Origin of the sequence: Sinorhizobium sp. CB7 (genome assembly GCF_041357635.1) — a bacterium.
Taxonomy (GTDB): Bacteria; Pseudomonadota; Alphaproteobacteria; order Rhizobiales; family Rhizobiaceae; genus Rhizobium.
This window is the reverse complement of record NZ_JAULLL010000006.1, coordinates 26471-41982: the sequence shown is the minus strand read 5'-3', so window position 1 is coordinate 41982 and position 15512 is coordinate 26471. Positions and strand designations below refer to the sequence as shown.

The 15512-nt window shown below is 59.6% G+C and carries 17 protein-coding genes and 1 pseudogene; 8 read left to right on the top strand and 10 right to left on the bottom strand.

Annotated elements, in window-relative coordinates:
- Nucleotides 1-201: 201 nt before the first annotated feature.
- Nucleotides 202-429 (bottom strand): hypothetical protein, encoded by a 228-nt coding sequence (locus AAE029_RS12730; RefSeq protein WP_371073217.1) that lies wholly within the window; start codon nucleotides 427-429, stop codon nucleotides 202-204.
- Here AAE029_RS12730 and AAE029_RS12725 point away from each other — a divergent pair.
- Nucleotides 428-622, top strand: coding sequence for a hypothetical protein (locus AAE029_RS12725; RefSeq protein WP_371073216.1), 195 nt, complete (start codon nucleotides 428-430; stop codon nucleotides 620-622). The genes AAE029_RS12730 and AAE029_RS12725 overlap by 2 nt on opposite strands.
- 75 nt (nucleotides 623-697) lie before the next feature.
- Here the strand turns inward: AAE029_RS12725 and AAE029_RS12720 are convergent, their stop codons facing one another.
- Nucleotides 698-1054 carry a hypothetical protein gene (locus AAE029_RS12720; RefSeq protein ID WP_371073215.1) on the bottom strand — a complete coding sequence of 119 codons (357 nt, stop codon included), beginning with the start codon at nucleotides 1052-1054 and terminating at the stop codon, nucleotides 698-700.
- Nucleotides 1055-2016: 962 nt separating this feature from the next.
- Nucleotides 2017-2223 carry a CsbD family protein gene (locus tag AAE029_RS12715; protein WP_371073512.1) on the bottom strand — a complete coding sequence of 69 codons (207 nt, stop codon included), beginning with the start codon at nucleotides 2221-2223 and terminating at the stop codon, nucleotides 2017-2019.
- Nucleotides 2224-2509: 286 nt separating this feature from the next.
- On the opposite strand from AAE029_RS12715, the pseudogene AAE029_RS12710 reads away from it, so the two are divergent.
- A pseudogene (locus AAE029_RS12710) lies at nucleotides 2510-4230 on the top strand (ABC transporter ATP-binding protein).
- Between the two features lie 162 nt (nucleotides 4231-4392).
- On the opposite strand, the gene AAE029_RS12705 reads toward AAE029_RS12710, so the two are convergent.
- From AAE029_RS12705 to AAE029_RS12685, 5 genes are all read right to left on the bottom strand, one after another.
- The gene (locus AAE029_RS12705) at nucleotides 4393-4662 is read right to left on the bottom strand and encodes a hypothetical protein (protein ID WP_371073214.1); all 270 of its coding nucleotides are present in this window, start codon (nucleotides 4660-4662) and stop codon (nucleotides 4393-4395) included.
- Between the two features lie 207 nt (nucleotides 4663-4869).
- Nucleotides 4870-5256 carry a response regulator gene (locus AAE029_RS12700; RefSeq protein ID WP_371073213.1) on the bottom strand — a complete coding sequence of 129 codons (387 nt, stop codon included), beginning with the start codon at nucleotides 5254-5256 and terminating at the stop codon, nucleotides 4870-4872.
- A gap of 150 nt (nucleotides 5257-5406) precedes the next feature.
- The gene (locus AAE029_RS12695; protein ID WP_371073212.1) at nucleotides 5407-5580 is read right to left on the bottom strand and encodes a hypothetical protein; all 174 of its coding nucleotides are present in this window, start codon (nucleotides 5578-5580) and stop codon (nucleotides 5407-5409) included.
- 352 nt (nucleotides 5581-5932) lie between these two features.
- Nucleotides 5933-6271, bottom strand: a complete 339-nt coding sequence (locus tag AAE029_RS12690) for a hypothetical protein (RefSeq protein ID WP_371073211.1) — start codon at nucleotides 6269-6271, stop codon at nucleotides 5933-5935.
- A 16-nt stretch (nucleotides 6272-6287) separates the two neighbouring features.
- Complete coding sequence (locus tag AAE029_RS12685) at nucleotides 6288-6530, bottom strand: hypothetical protein (RefSeq protein ID WP_371073210.1); 243 nt, start codon at nucleotides 6528-6530, stop codon at nucleotides 6288-6290.
- Nucleotides 6531-6824: 294 nt separating this feature from the next.
- Here AAE029_RS12685 and AAE029_RS12680 point away from each other — a divergent pair, with 294 nt between their 5' ends.
- Both AAE029_RS12680 and AAE029_RS12675 read left to right on the top strand, forming a co-directional pair.
- Nucleotides 6825-7694, top strand: a complete 870-nt coding sequence (locus AAE029_RS12680) for an alpha/beta fold hydrolase (RefSeq protein ID WP_371073209.1) — start codon at nucleotides 6825-6827, stop codon at nucleotides 7692-7694.
- 282 nt (nucleotides 7695-7976) lie between these two features.
- Nucleotides 7977-8615 carry a LysE family translocator gene (locus tag AAE029_RS12675; RefSeq protein WP_371073208.1) on the top strand — a complete coding sequence of 213 codons (639 nt, stop codon included), beginning with the start codon at nucleotides 7977-7979 and terminating at the stop codon, nucleotides 8613-8615.
- A 71-nt stretch (nucleotides 8616-8686) separates the two neighbouring features.
- Here the strand turns inward: AAE029_RS12675 and AAE029_RS12670 are convergent, their stop codons facing one another.
- Together AAE029_RS12670 and AAE029_RS12665 are read right to left on the bottom strand one after the other, a co-directional pair.
- A complete protein-coding gene (locus AAE029_RS12670; protein WP_371073207.1) occupies nucleotides 8687-9025 on the bottom strand; it encodes a chaperone modulator CbpM in 339 nt (112 codons plus the stop codon).
- A gap of 2 nt (nucleotides 9026-9027) precedes the next feature.
- Nucleotides 9028-9957, bottom strand: coding sequence for a DnaJ C-terminal domain-containing protein (locus AAE029_RS12665; protein WP_371073206.1), 930 nt, complete (start codon nucleotides 9955-9957; stop codon nucleotides 9028-9030).
- Between the two features lie 531 nt (nucleotides 9958-10488).
- Here AAE029_RS12665 and AAE029_RS12660 point away from each other — a divergent pair.
- The 4 genes from AAE029_RS12660 (at nucleotide 10489) to AAE029_RS12645 (ending at nucleotide 15411) form a co-directional block, all read left to right on the top strand.
- Complete coding sequence (locus AAE029_RS12660; protein WP_371073205.1) at nucleotides 10489-10896, top strand: VirK family protein; 408 nt, start codon at nucleotides 10489-10491, stop codon at nucleotides 10894-10896.
- 559 nt (nucleotides 10897-11455) lie between these two features.
- Nucleotides 11456-12340 (top strand): Ku protein, encoded by an 885-nt coding sequence (locus tag AAE029_RS12655; protein WP_371073204.1) that lies wholly within the window; start codon nucleotides 11456-11458, stop codon nucleotides 12338-12340.
- Nucleotides 12341-12343: 3 nt separating this feature from the next.
- Nucleotides 12344-14914, top strand: coding sequence for a DNA ligase D (ligD, locus tag AAE029_RS12650; protein WP_371073203.1), 2571 nt, complete (start codon nucleotides 12344-12346; stop codon nucleotides 14912-14914).
- An 89-nt stretch (nucleotides 14915-15003) separates the two neighbouring features.
- Nucleotides 15004-15411: a GFA family protein gene (locus tag AAE029_RS12645; protein WP_371073202.1), complete on the top strand. Its 408-nt coding sequence runs from the start codon at nucleotides 15004-15006 to the stop codon at nucleotides 15409-15411.
- The last annotated feature ends 101 nt before the right edge of the window (nucleotides 15412-15512 follow it).

The following is a 15512-nucleotide window of genomic DNA, read 5'->3' as shown; positions in this document are numbered from 1 at the left end:
GGTCGTAAACTGTGACTGTTGACGCGTGAGGGCGACGTTCAACGCAATGCTCCGGGTGGCGATGTTCGCGCCTGATTGAAGTGACAGATCTGGCGACAATAGGGCGAAGTTCGCCACGAGCGGCGAATTACGGCCATTGGTGTAACCCAATCCCGTGGTGAAACAATGGCGCTTGAAGATTGTCCAAAATTGGGAAGGCGATCAGCGCCGCTTGTGGCCGTATCGGATGTCGGGGTCGTCAGCACTCACATTCGGGAAAAAGCCCATAAATACTGAAGGGCCTGATGTCGATTTTTGGCGCAATCGGCACAATCCATTCGACATGCGGCGATTTTCAGGCTTATGCTTCTGTCGTCGGCGATAAGGGTTAAGGGGCATCGCCGGTTCAAAGAACTTCTGCTTCCGCCCCGGATGCAGGATGGAAACCATGCAGGTCGCAATTCCTTTTTCAGAGAACGCGCAAGCGAGGATCGAGATCGTCGAATGCCACGACGAATGGTTCGTGCGTTTGATGAAAGGCGGCGTCGAGAAGACGGAAATCTTCAGTAACGAGACGCTGGCGCTCGGCTACGCTGAGAAGCTACGTGCCAGATTGAAGCTCGAAAAGATAGGACGGATCTAGCAATTCAAAGCGCTATAGCGACCTTTTGTGCGTCTGATAAGACGCACTGCGCTGTAGAGGGGGCGGCCCGCATTATCACCCGATGACCACTTCCACTCTGTTATCGGGAAAGAGGGATGGGTCGAAGGTGATTTTGGCGCCCTTGTAGGTCCCTGCATTCTGGTCATACTCGGCCGCGCCGTTCAAAGCAGGCCGGATGTCGATCGAGGTTTTGACGGCTGCCACGGTCGCCTGCTGGTCGGCAAGACAGTCCAGAAGGCCGTCGAGCCAGTCCTTAATCTCGCTGTCGGTCATGCCCAGAGCGGGCAGGACAGCGCGGTATCCGGGAGCGCCTGCGACCATTCGGCCGATATCATAGCCTGTCTTGTACCAGCTCACGGCCTTCCTCCAGCGCGACGCGCGCCGTTCATCGGCTACCTGATTGCCGTTCATGGACCACCTGATTTTGAAAGCACGCCAGAGCGGGATGCCGAAAAGTGTGCGCGGTTTTCGAGCGACATCCCGCTCCAACTTTTCTGATGTAGAGACGGATTCTGATTTCAGATCGGTTCGATCTGAAATCATCCGGCTCTAGAACATTCGGCCGGCATGGGCCGGAAAAGAGCCCCGCCACGAGGAGTGTGGCGGGGAAGTAAAAAGTGCGTGACTGCCCATTTATATTAGTTATTTCGAATGTTTAGGCAAACATGCGCATAGGGTTGGCCCTGATCCACCTTTCGGCGTAGGACACGCAAACCCCTCTACGGATGGATCATTCACCGTCCTGCCCCGGATCGCGGTCTTCTTCGGAATTGTCGTTGGCTGGCCTTGGATAGGTCGGCCGAGACCCTCTCGGCCATTCCCATCGCTGCGGCCGCTCGCTCTTGCCGGATGCGTGGTTTTTCGTGTCGTCTGACGCCATGTGGTTGCCTCTCTCTCGCTTTTTCTCGGTTACCTGGAAGAAAGCCAAGGGACGGAAGATGGTTCCGCTTGGAGGAGCGTGCGCCTTCCAAGACCCATAAAGTCCGCTGAGCAATTTGAAAGATTGCATGGTGAGAGATAGGATCACCGCCGGACCGTATTCATGCCGCGGTAAAAAAAGACCCCGCCGGGGTGATGGCGGGGCAAATTTTGGGAAATGCTCTCCGAAAGGTCCAAAAGAGCGGCCCGGTAAAAACACATATTAGTGATGTAGACGAGGCCAGTTGCGGCCGATTCGGTACGGTCGGGCAAAAAAGACACCCGCCGAAGCGGGTGAATTTTGCTTGCCATGCGCGTTACTCGGTACATGTCGCGCTTGCCAAAGAGTGCATCGACAGGTGTAAAGAATGCGTAAACGCTCAACGAAGGGGGCATGAGGGCCCATGTGTGGGGATCAAGCTTTCGTCGAACTATCTGTCCTGGCATTCTCCTGCTCAATGCCACGTCTGACGGTCGTACCAATCGTCAATATCGCGGCGAGCGCGGTCTCTTTCGATCCCGTATCGCTGCTGGATCTTGCCTTCGAGCTGTTCCCGCCGGCCATTGATCTCGTCAAGGTCGTCGTCAGTGAGCTTACCCCACTGTTCCTTCACCTTGCCTTTCATCTGCTTCCAGTTTCCTTCGATACGGTTCCAATCCATCATGTTTTTTCCTCCTCACTTCTGTGATTTATGATGAAAAAGAAACGTCTGGGCGCAGGTTTGGTTTCACGTGCCGGCGCGAGATGATGTGGGTAGCGAAGCAACAGCCGTCCGTGTTTTTTCGCATGAGGGTTGCAGCGGTGCGCCGTTTGTCGCAAATACTTCGCAAAGGCCGGGCATTGCGGCACACGAAATCCATACATATCGGACGGTCGATTTTCTTCGACCGCCCGATATTTTCCGGCCGGACGACAATCCCTTTTGCAATCATCAATCGAGTTCTGCGATGTTGCGCCGTTTCTTTTCCTATTACGCCAGGTACAAGACGCTGTTCTTCCTGGATTTCGGTTGTGCAGTGCTCTCGGGACTGCTCGAGCTGGGATTTCCGCTGGCGGTGAAGCTGTTCGTCGATAATCTGCTGCCCAGTCAGAACTGGGGGCTGATTGCAGCCGTCGTCGCACTGCTGTTAGCCGTCTATCTGCTCAATACCGGCCTGATGGCTATCGTCAATTACTGGGGACATGCGCTCGGCATCAGCATCGAGACCGATATGCGCCGGCAGGCGTTCGATCATATCCAAAAGCTGAGCTTCCGTTTCTTCGACAATAACAAGACAGGGCATCTGATCACGTATGTGACAAAGGACCTGGAAGAGGTGGGTGAGGTTGCCCATCACGGTCCTGAGGACCTGTTCATAGCGGTGATGACCTTCATCGGCGCTTTCATCCTGATGTTCAGCGTGCACTGGAAGCTTGCGCTGATGACGACGATCATCGTGCCGTTCATGGCCTGGCTCACCAGCCGCTACGGCGCGAAGATGACGCAAAACTGGCGCAAGCTCTTCGGCCAGGTCGGCGACTTCAATTCTCGCGTCAGCGAAAGCGTCGGCGGTATCCGGGTGGTCAAAGCCTTTGGCAACGAGGACCACGAGCGCGCGCTCTTTGCCTCCAACAACGAAGGCTACAGGGCAACCAAGCTCAACGCCTATGCCTATATGACGGCGAGCATTACGCTCACCTATCTCAGCACCCGCTTCGTGCAGCTCGTGGTGATGATGGCCGGGACCTATTTCGTGATGACCGGCGAGCTCAGCTATGGCGGCTTCGTCGGGTTCCTGCTGCTGGTCAACGTGTTCTTCCGGCCGATCGACAAGATTACCTCGGTGCTCGAGAGCTATCCGAAGGGCATTGCCGGGTTCAAGCGCTTCACCACACTGATCGACACCGCGCCGGATATCGTCGATCGGCCGGGAGCCGTCATCATCGAGCGGCTGCGCGGCGACATAGTGTATCGCGATGTGAGCTTCGGCTACCACCAGAACGACAAGGTGCTGCAGGGACTGAATCTGACGATCAAGGCGGGCGAGACGATAGCCTTCGTCGGCCCCTCCGGACGGGCAAGACGACGATCTGTTCGCTCCTGCCGCGCTTCTATGAAGTTGACAATGGTGCGATCAGCATCGATGGCATCGACATTCGCGATATGACGCAGGCCTCGCTGCGCTCCATGATCGGCATCGTGGCGCAGGACGTGTTCCTGTTCGGCGGCACCATTCGCGAGAATATCGGCTATGGGCGGCTCGGGGCGAGCGATGAGGAGATCTGGGAGGCGCTGCGGCAGGCTGCTCTTGACGAATTCGTCACGGCAATGCCCGATGGTCTGGATACGCTTGCCGGCGAACGTGGCGTCAAGCTTTCCGGTGGACAGAAGCAACGACTGTCGATTGCGCGGATATTCCTGAAGAATCCGCCGATCCTGATTCTCGACGAGGCGACTTCGGCGCTCGACACAGCGACGGAGCAGATGATCCAACAATCGCTCTCGACCCTGTCAAAGGGACGCACGACGCTTGTCGTTGCGCATCGCCTGGCGACGATCCGCAATGCGGACCGCATCGTCGTGGTGGGACCAAACGGGATTGTCGAGGAGGGGACACACGCGCAATTGCTGATGCGCAAGGGCGACTATGCAAGGCTGCACGAGGCGCAGTTCGGGGCGGTTGCATAGGATTCAAGCGTTTGGACTTGCCTTAGCCTTACCCCGGCTACTCTCCTGGCGCGGAGAGGAGGGCAATCGGGCAGCGGAGGGTGCGCTCCCCTTTCACCTGGAGGAAAGGTGCACTGCGTGCGGAGGGGGAGCCATCCGAGAAACACTCTGAATTGCTGAGCATCAATAGCTGAACCACCAAAGTGGATTGCGCGTGTAACAGCTTCTCTGTCTCGTCATGGTCCTGCATTCGGCGCGCAACTTGAAACCGCTTTGTTGCATGCAGGCGTCCAAGGCAGCGCCCAAAGCATTTCCGGTCTTGCCCACCACGGCGGGATTTTGCTCGCACGCCGAGAAGTAGGTTTCCTGCATCCCTGCCGGCTGTTTGGCAGGGTCCTTGCCGTAGGCATTCCCTGCCAGCGCGATGATCAAAACCGCGAACAAGAGCCTCATCGGAAATCCTCCATAAGTCTGACTTCGGATTTAGTTTATCACAGGCAGGTGACGAGCGGCTGAATTACCCGCATCCCGCAGCCGAGGCAAGGCCGTCGCGAAAGAAATAAAAAGCTGAAATGCGCCGAAATAAAGCCGGTCCATTCGTTTCAGCGCCACACTCTAACGCTTTGAATTGCTGCACGTTATCTTCAAACCGGCTCCGATTCAGGGAACCGCGCAGCGGTCGGCCTTCGCCCGTCGAACGGAAGCGCGCAAGGCAGACAGAATGGCATCCGAACTCTTGGGCTTCATCAGTCGCTCGACCTTGTCGAAGATGGGCGAGGGGCCCTCGTCAATTCCGGTGTAGACGATGAAGGGGACGCGCCGGGCGAGCAGGGTGAGGGCGATCTCTGTGGAGGGACCGTCGCGCAGGCTGATATCGAGAATGGCGGCGTCGGGCGTGTTGGTGGAAAGCCAGTCTTTTGCCGCGGCGCATGAACTCACCGTCATGAACCGCGACAGACCGGCATGCGCCAGAGTATCTTCCAGATCGAGAGCGATAACCGCTTCATCTTCAACCAGCAGCGCGGTCCTTATGTTCTCAAATTTCATGGAAGTTCCCCTTGCCCTAATGAGGAAGCTTTTACCCTACGCCTCAAATCGGTAGCATACAACGACTTTCGATAAGTTGTCGCGAATACAACGCTAAGCTTGTGGCGTGAAAGGCGATTCACGCTCTAGGCTGCATGTCGCTGTCGCACCTTAGTGCGTTTGGTCCGGTGGCGCAGCCTTCCAGACGATCTTGAGATCTCTGCCCGCACTGTCCATCCAGCCGAAGCTGATCTCAACGTCGTGAGCGTCGCAGATGGTGCAGCGGAACGGCAGCGTCATTGGGTCGCGACGACTGCCGAAATAGGCAGCGGCGTCTTTGGCCATCAGCCGGCCTCTCCTTCCGCAGCGCCGACACTGCGCGCAGATTACCATGTTCTCGCGCGCTGCCTTGCCAAGGGTGTCAAGGGTGTTTTCCATAATAGACTAATATGGAACGGAGAGGGAACGCTTTCAAGGAATAGGAGTCTGGCGGCGTCAAAGATGCCAGTCGGATTACATGGTCGCCCATCATGCCTCGCGCTGCTGGGCCCTTCTCCCCGCTCGGAAGATCGGATTGCCCTCACGCTAACTCTCTCTCGTGCGGCAAGAGGGGACAACGGGACCAGGATAGACCCCGTCGCCCGCTTGCAGGGAGGTGCGTATCCCGAGGAGGAGGAGGAGAGACGCGCCTCCCTTCCTACGGCTTCCCGTCTTCCCAGACGGGCCGCCGGATTGTCTTGATCGTCACCAGCTTGCGGATCTGCATGTCCACCAGCTCTGCCGCACTCGGCAGTTCGAGGGCAGCATCGAGGTGGTCCTTGCGTCGGCATCGCTCGCAGCGAAACTTGCGCGGCACGTCGAAGATCGGGACATCGCCGCAGAGCTCGAGCAGATCGTCGGAGCGATAACGATGGGTGATCCGGCACCATGTGCAGGTGATCTTGACGATCTGACCAGCTTCCCTGGCCTTCCTCATGGTCGGCTCATGGTGCGCCTTGTTCGGATGCGGATTCGGCTTTCTGCGACCGTCGGGCATGTCACTCTCGCTCCCATCATTCTTGCACGGAACCGGGTTGCTCGAAACGCTGACGCTCGAAGCTGGGCGCCCAGCCGCGCGTGAAGCCGGCACTCATGGCGGTCTCAGCGAGCGCAAGCTGATGGCGCAGATGCCGACAGTCCTTGAGTAGCGCGGCGATCGCTGCACGCGCATCCTCGTCATGCCAGGCAAGCACGGCCTCGATCTCCCGTTTCAACTCGTCGTCGGTTTCAGTCTGATCGGCTTCTTGCGGACGCACGTCTTCTCTCCCCGCGTGACCAGCACGTCGGCTAGGCTCGTAAGCAATGATGGATTGCCGCCTCGTCGCGGCTTGGATGTTCCTATTATGTTCTCGTTTTTGCGAGAGTCAAGCGCGCTTTTCTCGACGCGGGAAAGGAGTCTGCCAACCTTTGCCCGGTTCGCCAGACTATGAGCACCGGTTACTTTTGAAACCCGATCTCACCAATCTGAAATCATTCGGCATGCACTCCGCTTTAGGCAGGATCCACGCCGACCGAAACGGCATGTCGCGGAGAAAAACGGGGGTTTGCCGATGACCAATATGTCACGCCAGTACAGGCTCGCCACGTCGCATGGCGCAATCGCGATCGAGGAAAGTGGAGGGGGTGGGATTCCGGTCCTTCTCATCCACGGCAACTCGTCCTGCCGCGGTGTCTTCCGCAATCAGATGGAAGGGGCGCTTGGCAGGGATTATCGCCTGATAGCCTTCGACCTGCCGGGGCACGGCGAGTCCGAAAACGCGCAGGAGCCTTCCCGGACCTATACGCGGCTCGGCTTTGCCGATGCCGCGATCGAAATTCTCGACCTGCTCGGGATTGACGACGTGGTGCTGCTCGGCTGGTCACTCGGAGGCCACATCGCGATGGAGGTGGCGCCACAGCTTTCCGCTCTCAGGGGCATGATGATCTGCGGCGCGCCGCCCGTCGGCTCCAGCATGGCCGAGGCGTTCATGCTGACGTCGCACATGAAGCTCGCAGGTCAAGAGCGTCTGACGCCGTCGGAAATCGACATGTTCGGCGAAGCCATCTTCGGCACGGCATTCGCGCCGTTTCTGCGCGCGGCGATCGAGCGGACGGACGGGCGTGCGAGAAAGACCCTGTTCGAGGCCGCGCATGCCGGAGCCGGCGTCAACCAGCGCTGGGTGGTGGAAAACCTGCCCGTGCCGGTCGCCGTGGTGAACAGCGCCGACGATCCGTTCCTCAATCTCGACTACATCGACAGCCTGGACTATGCCAATCTTTGGGAGGGGCGTTGCCATCGCCTGCCCGGGGCCAAACATGCGCCGCTGTGGGAAGCGCCCGCCATTTTCAACCCCGTTCTCGAACGGTTCTTGGACGACGTCTCCGGGCGTCGGGTGGCCTCTCCATCTCCGGAGAATTACCGGCAGGGCCCGCAGGCGTAAAGATTTGACGTATCACCACCGGAGCTCCCGGCAGCGTCCCATCCATGCCTTCCGAAAATCGATTTCTGATTTTTCCGGCGTTAGCGGGATGCCGAAAAGTGTGTGCGGTTTTCGGGCGACATCCCGCTCTAACTTGTTGATTTAGAGCCTCTTGCAAGACACACAAAGATCGCTGTAGCACTTTGAATTGCTGCATCGTTCCTTAAATCGGCTCCGACTTAAAGAACCAATGCAGCAGGCACTCCAGCAATATGATTCCAGCAACATGAAAGGAGACTGCCCATGTCCGCAATTGCCGTTCTGTTCAGTATTCTCGGTACGATACTGATCGGGGCGATCAGCCCCGGCCCGAGCTTTGTGCTCGTTTCGCGCACGGCCGTCACGATATCCCGGACGGATGGTCTCGCAGCAGCCCTTGGAATGGGTCTTGGCGGCGCGATATTCGGCACCCTGGCGCTCGCCGGCCTCACTGCCCTGTTGCTGCAGGTCGATTGGCTCTACTTCGTCCTGAAGATCGTCGGCGGCACGTATCTCGCTTATCTCGGCTTTCGCATCTGGCAGGGTGCTGCCGATCCGATCGTTATTCCCGAAACGACGGAGCTCAGAAGCAGGTCCTGGCTGAGATCCTTTACGCTCGCCCTTGCCACGCAACTCAGCAATCCCAAGGCCGCTATCGTCTACGCCAGCATCTTTGCCGCCCTCATGCCGGAATCGCCGCCAGCCTGGCTGCTGATCGCGCTGCCACCGTTGCTCTTTCTGGTCGAAGCCACATGGTACGCCGTCGTCGCGCTTGCATTCTCGGCCAAGGGGCCACGTTCCGTCTACCTCGGCGCCAAGGCGTGGATCGACCGGGCCGCCGGCGCGGTCATGGGAATACTGGGGACAAGGCTGATCTTCGAAAGCGTGAGATCGCGCGTCTGAATGCGGGCGTTCTCTCCCTGAAACGATGCATAAGCCTCCCGAAAATCGAATCCGATTTTCGGGAGTATGTTCTATCGATAGCGGGCGGATCGCTCCTCGGCATCGCGCAGGACCTTAAGAAGCCGGCTTTTCGTCTCGTCCTCCTGTTGCTCGATCGCCGTCACAAGCGCGCGCATGGTGCCTCTCAGGCCATGGATCTGGTCGAGGAGATCCATTACGATATCGACGCCGGCATCATTGACGCCCATGTTGCGGGTGAGGTCGAGAATGAGCTGGCCGCGAGCAACGTCGGCGTCTTGGAACTGCCTGCCTTCGGGCGCACGCTCGGGGACCAGCCAGCCCTGCTCGATCCAGACGTCAAGCACCGTCCTGTCGATCTTCAGACAGAGCCGAAACTCGCGATCATCCATGGTCAATCTCCCATCATCTTTCTCGGATCCGACGCATTGGCAGGCGTCCAGTTCCTGACGAATTCGGTGAGCTGTTCATCGGAGGTGTCGGGCAAAACGATCTTCAGGGACACATGCAGATCGCCCGCCTCGCCGCCACGCTTCGGCACGCCCTTGCCTTTCAGGCGCAGCACCTTGCCACTGTTGGAATAGGGCGGAAGCGTCAGGTTCACCGGTCCGGAGGGCGTCGGTACGCGGACCTTTTCGCCGAGCACGGCCTCCTTCAGCGAGATCGGCAGCTCGAGGCGTATGTCGTCGCCGTCCTGGGTGAAGAAACGGTGCGGGCGCACGTGGATCTCGATCAGCGCGTCTCCGGACGGGCCGCCACCGAAGCCCGGCTCGCCCTTGCCCTTCAGCCGCAGGGTCTGGCCATCGCGCGTGCCGGGCGGAATCCGAACCTCGAGCGGCGGGCCGTCGGGCAGCCTGATCTCAGTCCTGGTGCCGTTGACAGCGTCCAGGAACTCGACCTCCATGGAAAATTGGCGATCGCGGCCCCGCGTCCGGAACTGGCTGCCGCCACCGCCACCACCACCGGTGCGGCGCGAAAAGAAGCTCGAGAAAATATCGTCGGCGTCGGCGAAGTCAGCAAAGCCCGCACTGTTCTGGTAGGGGCCGCCGGGGCCGGAAGCCGACGCGTAGTCGCGGTAATAGCTGCGCGGCGCCTGCTCGACGCCGTCCATATCGATTTCGCCGCGGTCGAAGCGCTTGCGCTTTTCTTCGTCGCTCAAAAGCTCGTAGGCGGTGGAAACCTTCTTGAAGCGCTCTTCCGCCTCCTTGTCGCCCGGGTTCAAATCCGGATGAAGCTTCTTGGCGAGCTTGCGGAAGGCACTCTGGATGTCTTTCTGCGTGGCATCCTTTTTCACACCCAGAAGTTCATACGGGTCCTGGCTCATGACATCTCCGGTCAAATAGACTTTAGGCTGTTGTTTTCATCAGCGATTTTGGACCCTATATAGGAGCGCGAATCGATCGTCTGTAGGGGCTGGATGCCGGCAGATGCGTGAATGCGGGAGGCTTGCTGTCACGGGCCGGTTGCCTCCCTCGCGGATCCTCCACAACCTATGGGCTCGATTACTTTTGAAACACTATCGCATCAATTTGAAATAATGTGGCAGGCGCTCAAGTTTAATTCACGGCGTCGGGAGCGAGAGGAAGAGCTTGATCCTTCCGTACGTTCCGCCGGAGCCGGGTGCCGGGACAGGATGCACCAAAAACGCTCCATCATTTTGAGACCACGCATGATCCTTTCCGATAATCAAAGGTGATTTCGGGGGGCATGCCATAGAGCGTCCCGTGTCTGACCGGACGTGAGTGACGCTTTATCACTTTGAACCTGCGCGTGATCATTTGGAAGTATGCGCCAGAACCGGTACAAGCTCATGAATTTCAACAGAACTCAACCGACCGCCCGTGGGGCGGCCGCTATGATGATGGCTGTATTGCTCTTCTCCACCCATGATGCCATCGCGGATGAGGGCAGTGTCAGCTTCGGGGCTCTTCAAAACGCGATCCTCGATGGCAAGAGCATCGGCATGACCCTCGATCTTTCCAAATGCGTGATCCATGACAGCACGGAAGCGGGTCCGCCGGTGAAAGGCTCTCAAAAATTCGACGCCTTCATGATCCAGGCCGACCAGACGATTGCCTTCTCTTCAATGCACTTCCGGTTGCGATCCGACAGGACGCCCGTCCAGGAGCATTTCGACTTCAAGGTTCATCCCGACGGAAAGATCGAGGTTACATGCAGTTTCCTCAATCCCGTCAACCTCACGGTGCTTCAGGAAGCACGGTTCGACTGCAAGATCGACGATGGAGCGGTGTTCCACTGGTAGGATACCTTTTGCCTCGTGGCGGGAATGGATCCTCGGGTCAAGCCCGAGGATGACGGAGTGTGGGTGGGCATTAGTGCCAAACAATGCTTTGCACAATCGTTACGCTCCGCACCATTACCAATGGCCGCCAGGGCAAACTATTCTGCCGTAAGTGGGCCTCGCATGCACTTGTCCGCTGATAGTGCGTATGGCGCCAGTGCCGAACCCAAACTCCATCATCCTCGGGCTTGACCCGAGGATCCATGTGCAGGCCGTCGCGGGGGCACAGATCTTCGCTTCGAGGAGACGGACTCTGCGCTGGCAGGTGTGCCAGACGCGCTACCGCGACGCTTGCCACCACGACCCATCAAGCAATCCCATCATCCCACAAGACTTCTTTCCGGTTGCCGCCGCGCAGAACGCACGCCGGCTCAAAAAGGCATACCGAATCAAAAACTTGTCTGTGGATTCGGGCGCTTGATCTGGACCGCCTAGCAAAAGCCACAATTGATTCGCTTCGTTATGGGAACCAAACCCTTATGAATGCAGTTGAATCGCGATGGTTGCAGCGGAGGGAAGCATGGCACCGCGGGCTCAATGGAAGGGATTTCTCAAATTCGGCGAGGTGACATGTCCGGTCGCGCTCTATACGGCTGCCTCCACTTCGGAGCGCATCGCCTTCAACACGATCAATCGGGCGACGGGAAATCGGGTCCGGCGTGAGTTCGTCGACAGCGAAACCGGAAAGCCGGTGGAGAAGGAAGACCAGGTCAAGGGCTACGAGGTTACCAAGGGCGACTATATCCTGCTCGAACCCGAAGAGGTCGCCGCAGCCGTTCCTGAGAGCGATAAGACGCTCGACATCCAGGCTTTCCTGCAGCGCTCGCAGGTCGATGACGTGTTCTTCGACAAGCCCTATTATCTGGCGCCCAGCGACCGTATCGGCGAGGAGGCCTTCGCGCTGATCCGCGAGGGAATGAAGAAGAAGAACGTCGTGGCGATCGCGCAGACTGTTCTCTTCCGCCGCGTGCGCACCGTCCTCATCCGCCCCGAGGGCAATGGTCTGATCGCCACCACGCTCAATTTCGACTATGAGGTGCGCTCAGCCGAGGAGGCCTTCGGCGACGTTCCGAAGATGAAGATCAAGGGCGAGATGCTCGATCTAGCCAAGCACATCATCAATACGAAGGTCGGAGAATTCGATCCCGCAAGCTTCAACGACCGTTACGAGGCGGCCGTCGCCGAACTGGTGAAGGCAAAGATGGAAGGCCGCAAGATCACGCCGCGCAAGGAGCCGAAGCGCGAGAAGGTGACGAACCTGCTCGACGCGCTGCGCGAGAGCGCGGGGCTGGTCGCAGGCGAGAATCAGGCCGCAGTCGGTGCCGGAGGCCCTCGCCAGAAGACGGCACGCGCATCGGGCACCAGAGGAAAGGCAGCCGCCGCGCAGCAGCGTAAGGCGGGCTGATCCATGGCGCTGGAGTCCTATCACAGGAAGCGCGACTTTTCAAAAACCGCCGAGCCAAAGGGCAGCAAGGCGCGAAGCCGTGGCAAAGCCACCGGTAAGGGGGACGCCGGCAACAGCTTCGTCATCCAGAAGCACGATGCCAGAAGGCTGCATTATGATTTCCGCCTCGAACTGGATGGCGTGCTAAAGAGCTGGGCGGTCGCGAAGGGCCCGAGCCTCATTGCTGGCGAGAAGCGCTTGGCGGTTCATACCGAGGACCATCCCCTCGAATACGGCGATTTCGAAGGTACGATCCCGAAAGGCGAATATGGCGGCGGCACGGTCATCATTTGGGATCGCGGCACATGGGAGCCCGTCTTCGATCCGCACCGGGGCCTTGCCAAGGGCCATCTCGAATTCGAGCTCCACGGCGACAAATTGAAGGGCCGCTGGCACCTGGTGCGCATGGCGGGCCGCTCGCGCGAGAAGACGGAGAACTGGCTGTTGATCAAGGCGGAGGACGAATTCGCGCTGGCCGAAGGTTCGCGCGATGTCCTGCTTGAGGAGCGGCCGGAATCGGTGAAGACGGGCAGGGTGGTCGAGGAGGTCGCCGACGAAGAGCCCGGCTGGTCCTCACAAACGGGCAGGATCGAGCCCAAGCCGGCGAAACGACGGCAGGCAAGACAGGCGAAGGATCCCGAACTACCAGCACCGGAGCCCGCGAAGGTAAAGGGAGCAAAATTCGCGCCGACGCCGGCCTTCATAGAGCCGACACTGGCCTCGCTTGCGGTCAAGCCGCCTTCCGGCAGGCGCTGGATCCACGAGATCAAGTTCGACGGCTACCGTCTGCAGGTGCGCATCGAGGCGGGCCGGGTAAAACTCTTCACGCGCACCGGCCTCGACTGGACGGCGAAGTTCGGCAAGGAGATCGTCGCGGCTTTCAAGGCGCTGCCGGTCGGCACCGCGGTGATCGACGGCGAGCTGGTGGTGGAGACAGCCGCCGGCGTCTCCGATTTTTCCGCGTTGCAGGCCGATCTCAGCGAGAGCCGTAGCGATCGCTTCGTCTACTACGCCTTCGATCTCCTCTATCTCGACGGCTTCGATGTCAGGGACGCGGTGCTCACAGAGCGTAAGGCGCTGCTCAATCAGGTCATTTCCGGCGAGACCGGGCGGCTGCGCTTCAGCAGCCATTTCGACGGCGACGGCAGCCTGATCCTCAAGCATGCCAGCATGCTCGGACTGGAAGGAATCATCTCCAAGCTCGCGGACGAGCCCTATCGCTCTGGACGCGGCAAGGGCTGGCTGAAGGCGAAACTTTTCCAGGGCCAGGAAGTGGTGATCGGAGGCTGGGTGCAATCCTCGACGTCGCGCAAGGCGATCGGCTCGCTTCTCTGCGGCGTCTATGATGGCGGCAGGCTCGACTATATCGGCCGCGTCGGCACCGGCTTTTCCGGCAAGGTCGCCGAAGATCTCTATCGGCGGCTGGAGCGTATTAAGACGGACCGCAGCCCCTTTGCAAGACGTCTGACGACCGACGAAGCGCGGGGCGTGCGCTTCGTCAGGCCGGAACTGGTCGCCGAGGTGGAATTTCGCGTCTGGACGGCCGACGGCATCATGCGCCACGCCGCCTTCCAGGGACTACGCGAGGACAGGCGGCCGGAAGAGGTCGTGCGGGAGATGCCGAGGAGCGCGCCCGGTGCGGCGGCTGGGACGCCGGACGCGGAAATCGCGCTTACCCATCCCGACCGGCTCTACTGGCCGGACGAGGGCGTGACCAAGCAGGGGCTCGCCAATTACTATGCCGAGGTCTGGCCGCACATCGGCCCTCTGATTACCAACCGGCCGCTGGCGCTCCTGCGCTGCCCGAACGGGATCTTCGGCGAGCATTTTTTCCAGAAACATGCCTGGAAGGGAATGAACGAGAATATCGTGCTTGTGCGCGACCCAACCGACGAGGAGCCGCTGGTCAGCATCCGCGATCTCGACGGCTTGCTCGGACTCGTGCAGGCAGCAGTGCTGGAAATCCATCCCTGGGGTTCCACTGTTCGGAACCTGGAACGTCCTGATATGATCATCATGGATCTCGATCCCGGCCCCGGTGTCGCCTGGAGCCAGGTGATCGAAGCCGCTCACGAGACGCGCGACCGGTTGAAGGCGGCAGGACTTGCCGCCTTCGTCAAGACGTCCGGCGGCAAGGGGCTGCATGTCGTGGCACCCCTGAAGCCTTCCGCCGAATGGCCGGAGATCAAGGCCTTCACCAAGGCGATCGCCGACCGCATGGCCGCCGACAGCCCGGACCGCTTCGTCTCGACCATCGCCAAGGCCAAGCGCCAGCGCAAGATTCTTATCGACTACCTGCGCAACCAGCGCGGCGCCACGGCAGTGGCCCCCTATTCGACCCGGGCGCGGCCGGGGGCGGCGGTCTCCATGCCGCTCTCCTGGGAGGAATTGAGCCCTGCCGTCGGCCCCGCCTATTACACGGTCGACAATGCGCTGAAGCGACTTGCGGCTATCGGGACGGACCCATGGGCGGACTTTCAGGCGGCGGCGGCACCATTGGAGAAGCCTAAGGCGCGGCGCCGGAGGGCGGCTTAGAGAAGTTTCAGGGAAAGTGCGAAGCGATTTTCCGTTCGGAATCGTGTAAGAACAGAGCGGTTCACGAACAACATCCGAGGAGGTGCTTTATGCATTCCCGAACGGCCTCGTGTTCGTGTGGTCAGCTGCGTATCGAAGTTCAGGGCGAACCAATCGGAGTAGGCGTTTGCCATTGCCTGGCCTGTCAGCGCCGCACGGGCAGCGTCTTTGCGGCGCTCGCCGCCTTCGCTGCACCCTACAAGGTCTTCGGCACTGCGACCGAGTATGTCCGCGTCGGTGATCGCGGCGCCCGGTTCACGTTCCGGTTCTGCCCTGTCTGCGGGACGACCGTGTTTCACACCGAGGACGGCTACGAACAATCGCATGTGGCCGTCGCAGTCGGCGCCTTTGCCGATCCGAGTTTTCCCCCGCCGGAAGGTTCCGTCTATGACTGTCGCCGGCATTCCTGGGTGCAACTGCCGCCGGGGATAAAGATCTATGAAAAGGATCCTGCCTAACCGCGGCTTTTGCGAATTCGCCGAGAAGTTGCCCCTCACTCTAGCCCTCTCTCCGCGCGGGGGGCGAGGGGATGATCGAGCGTTCTCCGCGCGCTTTTATG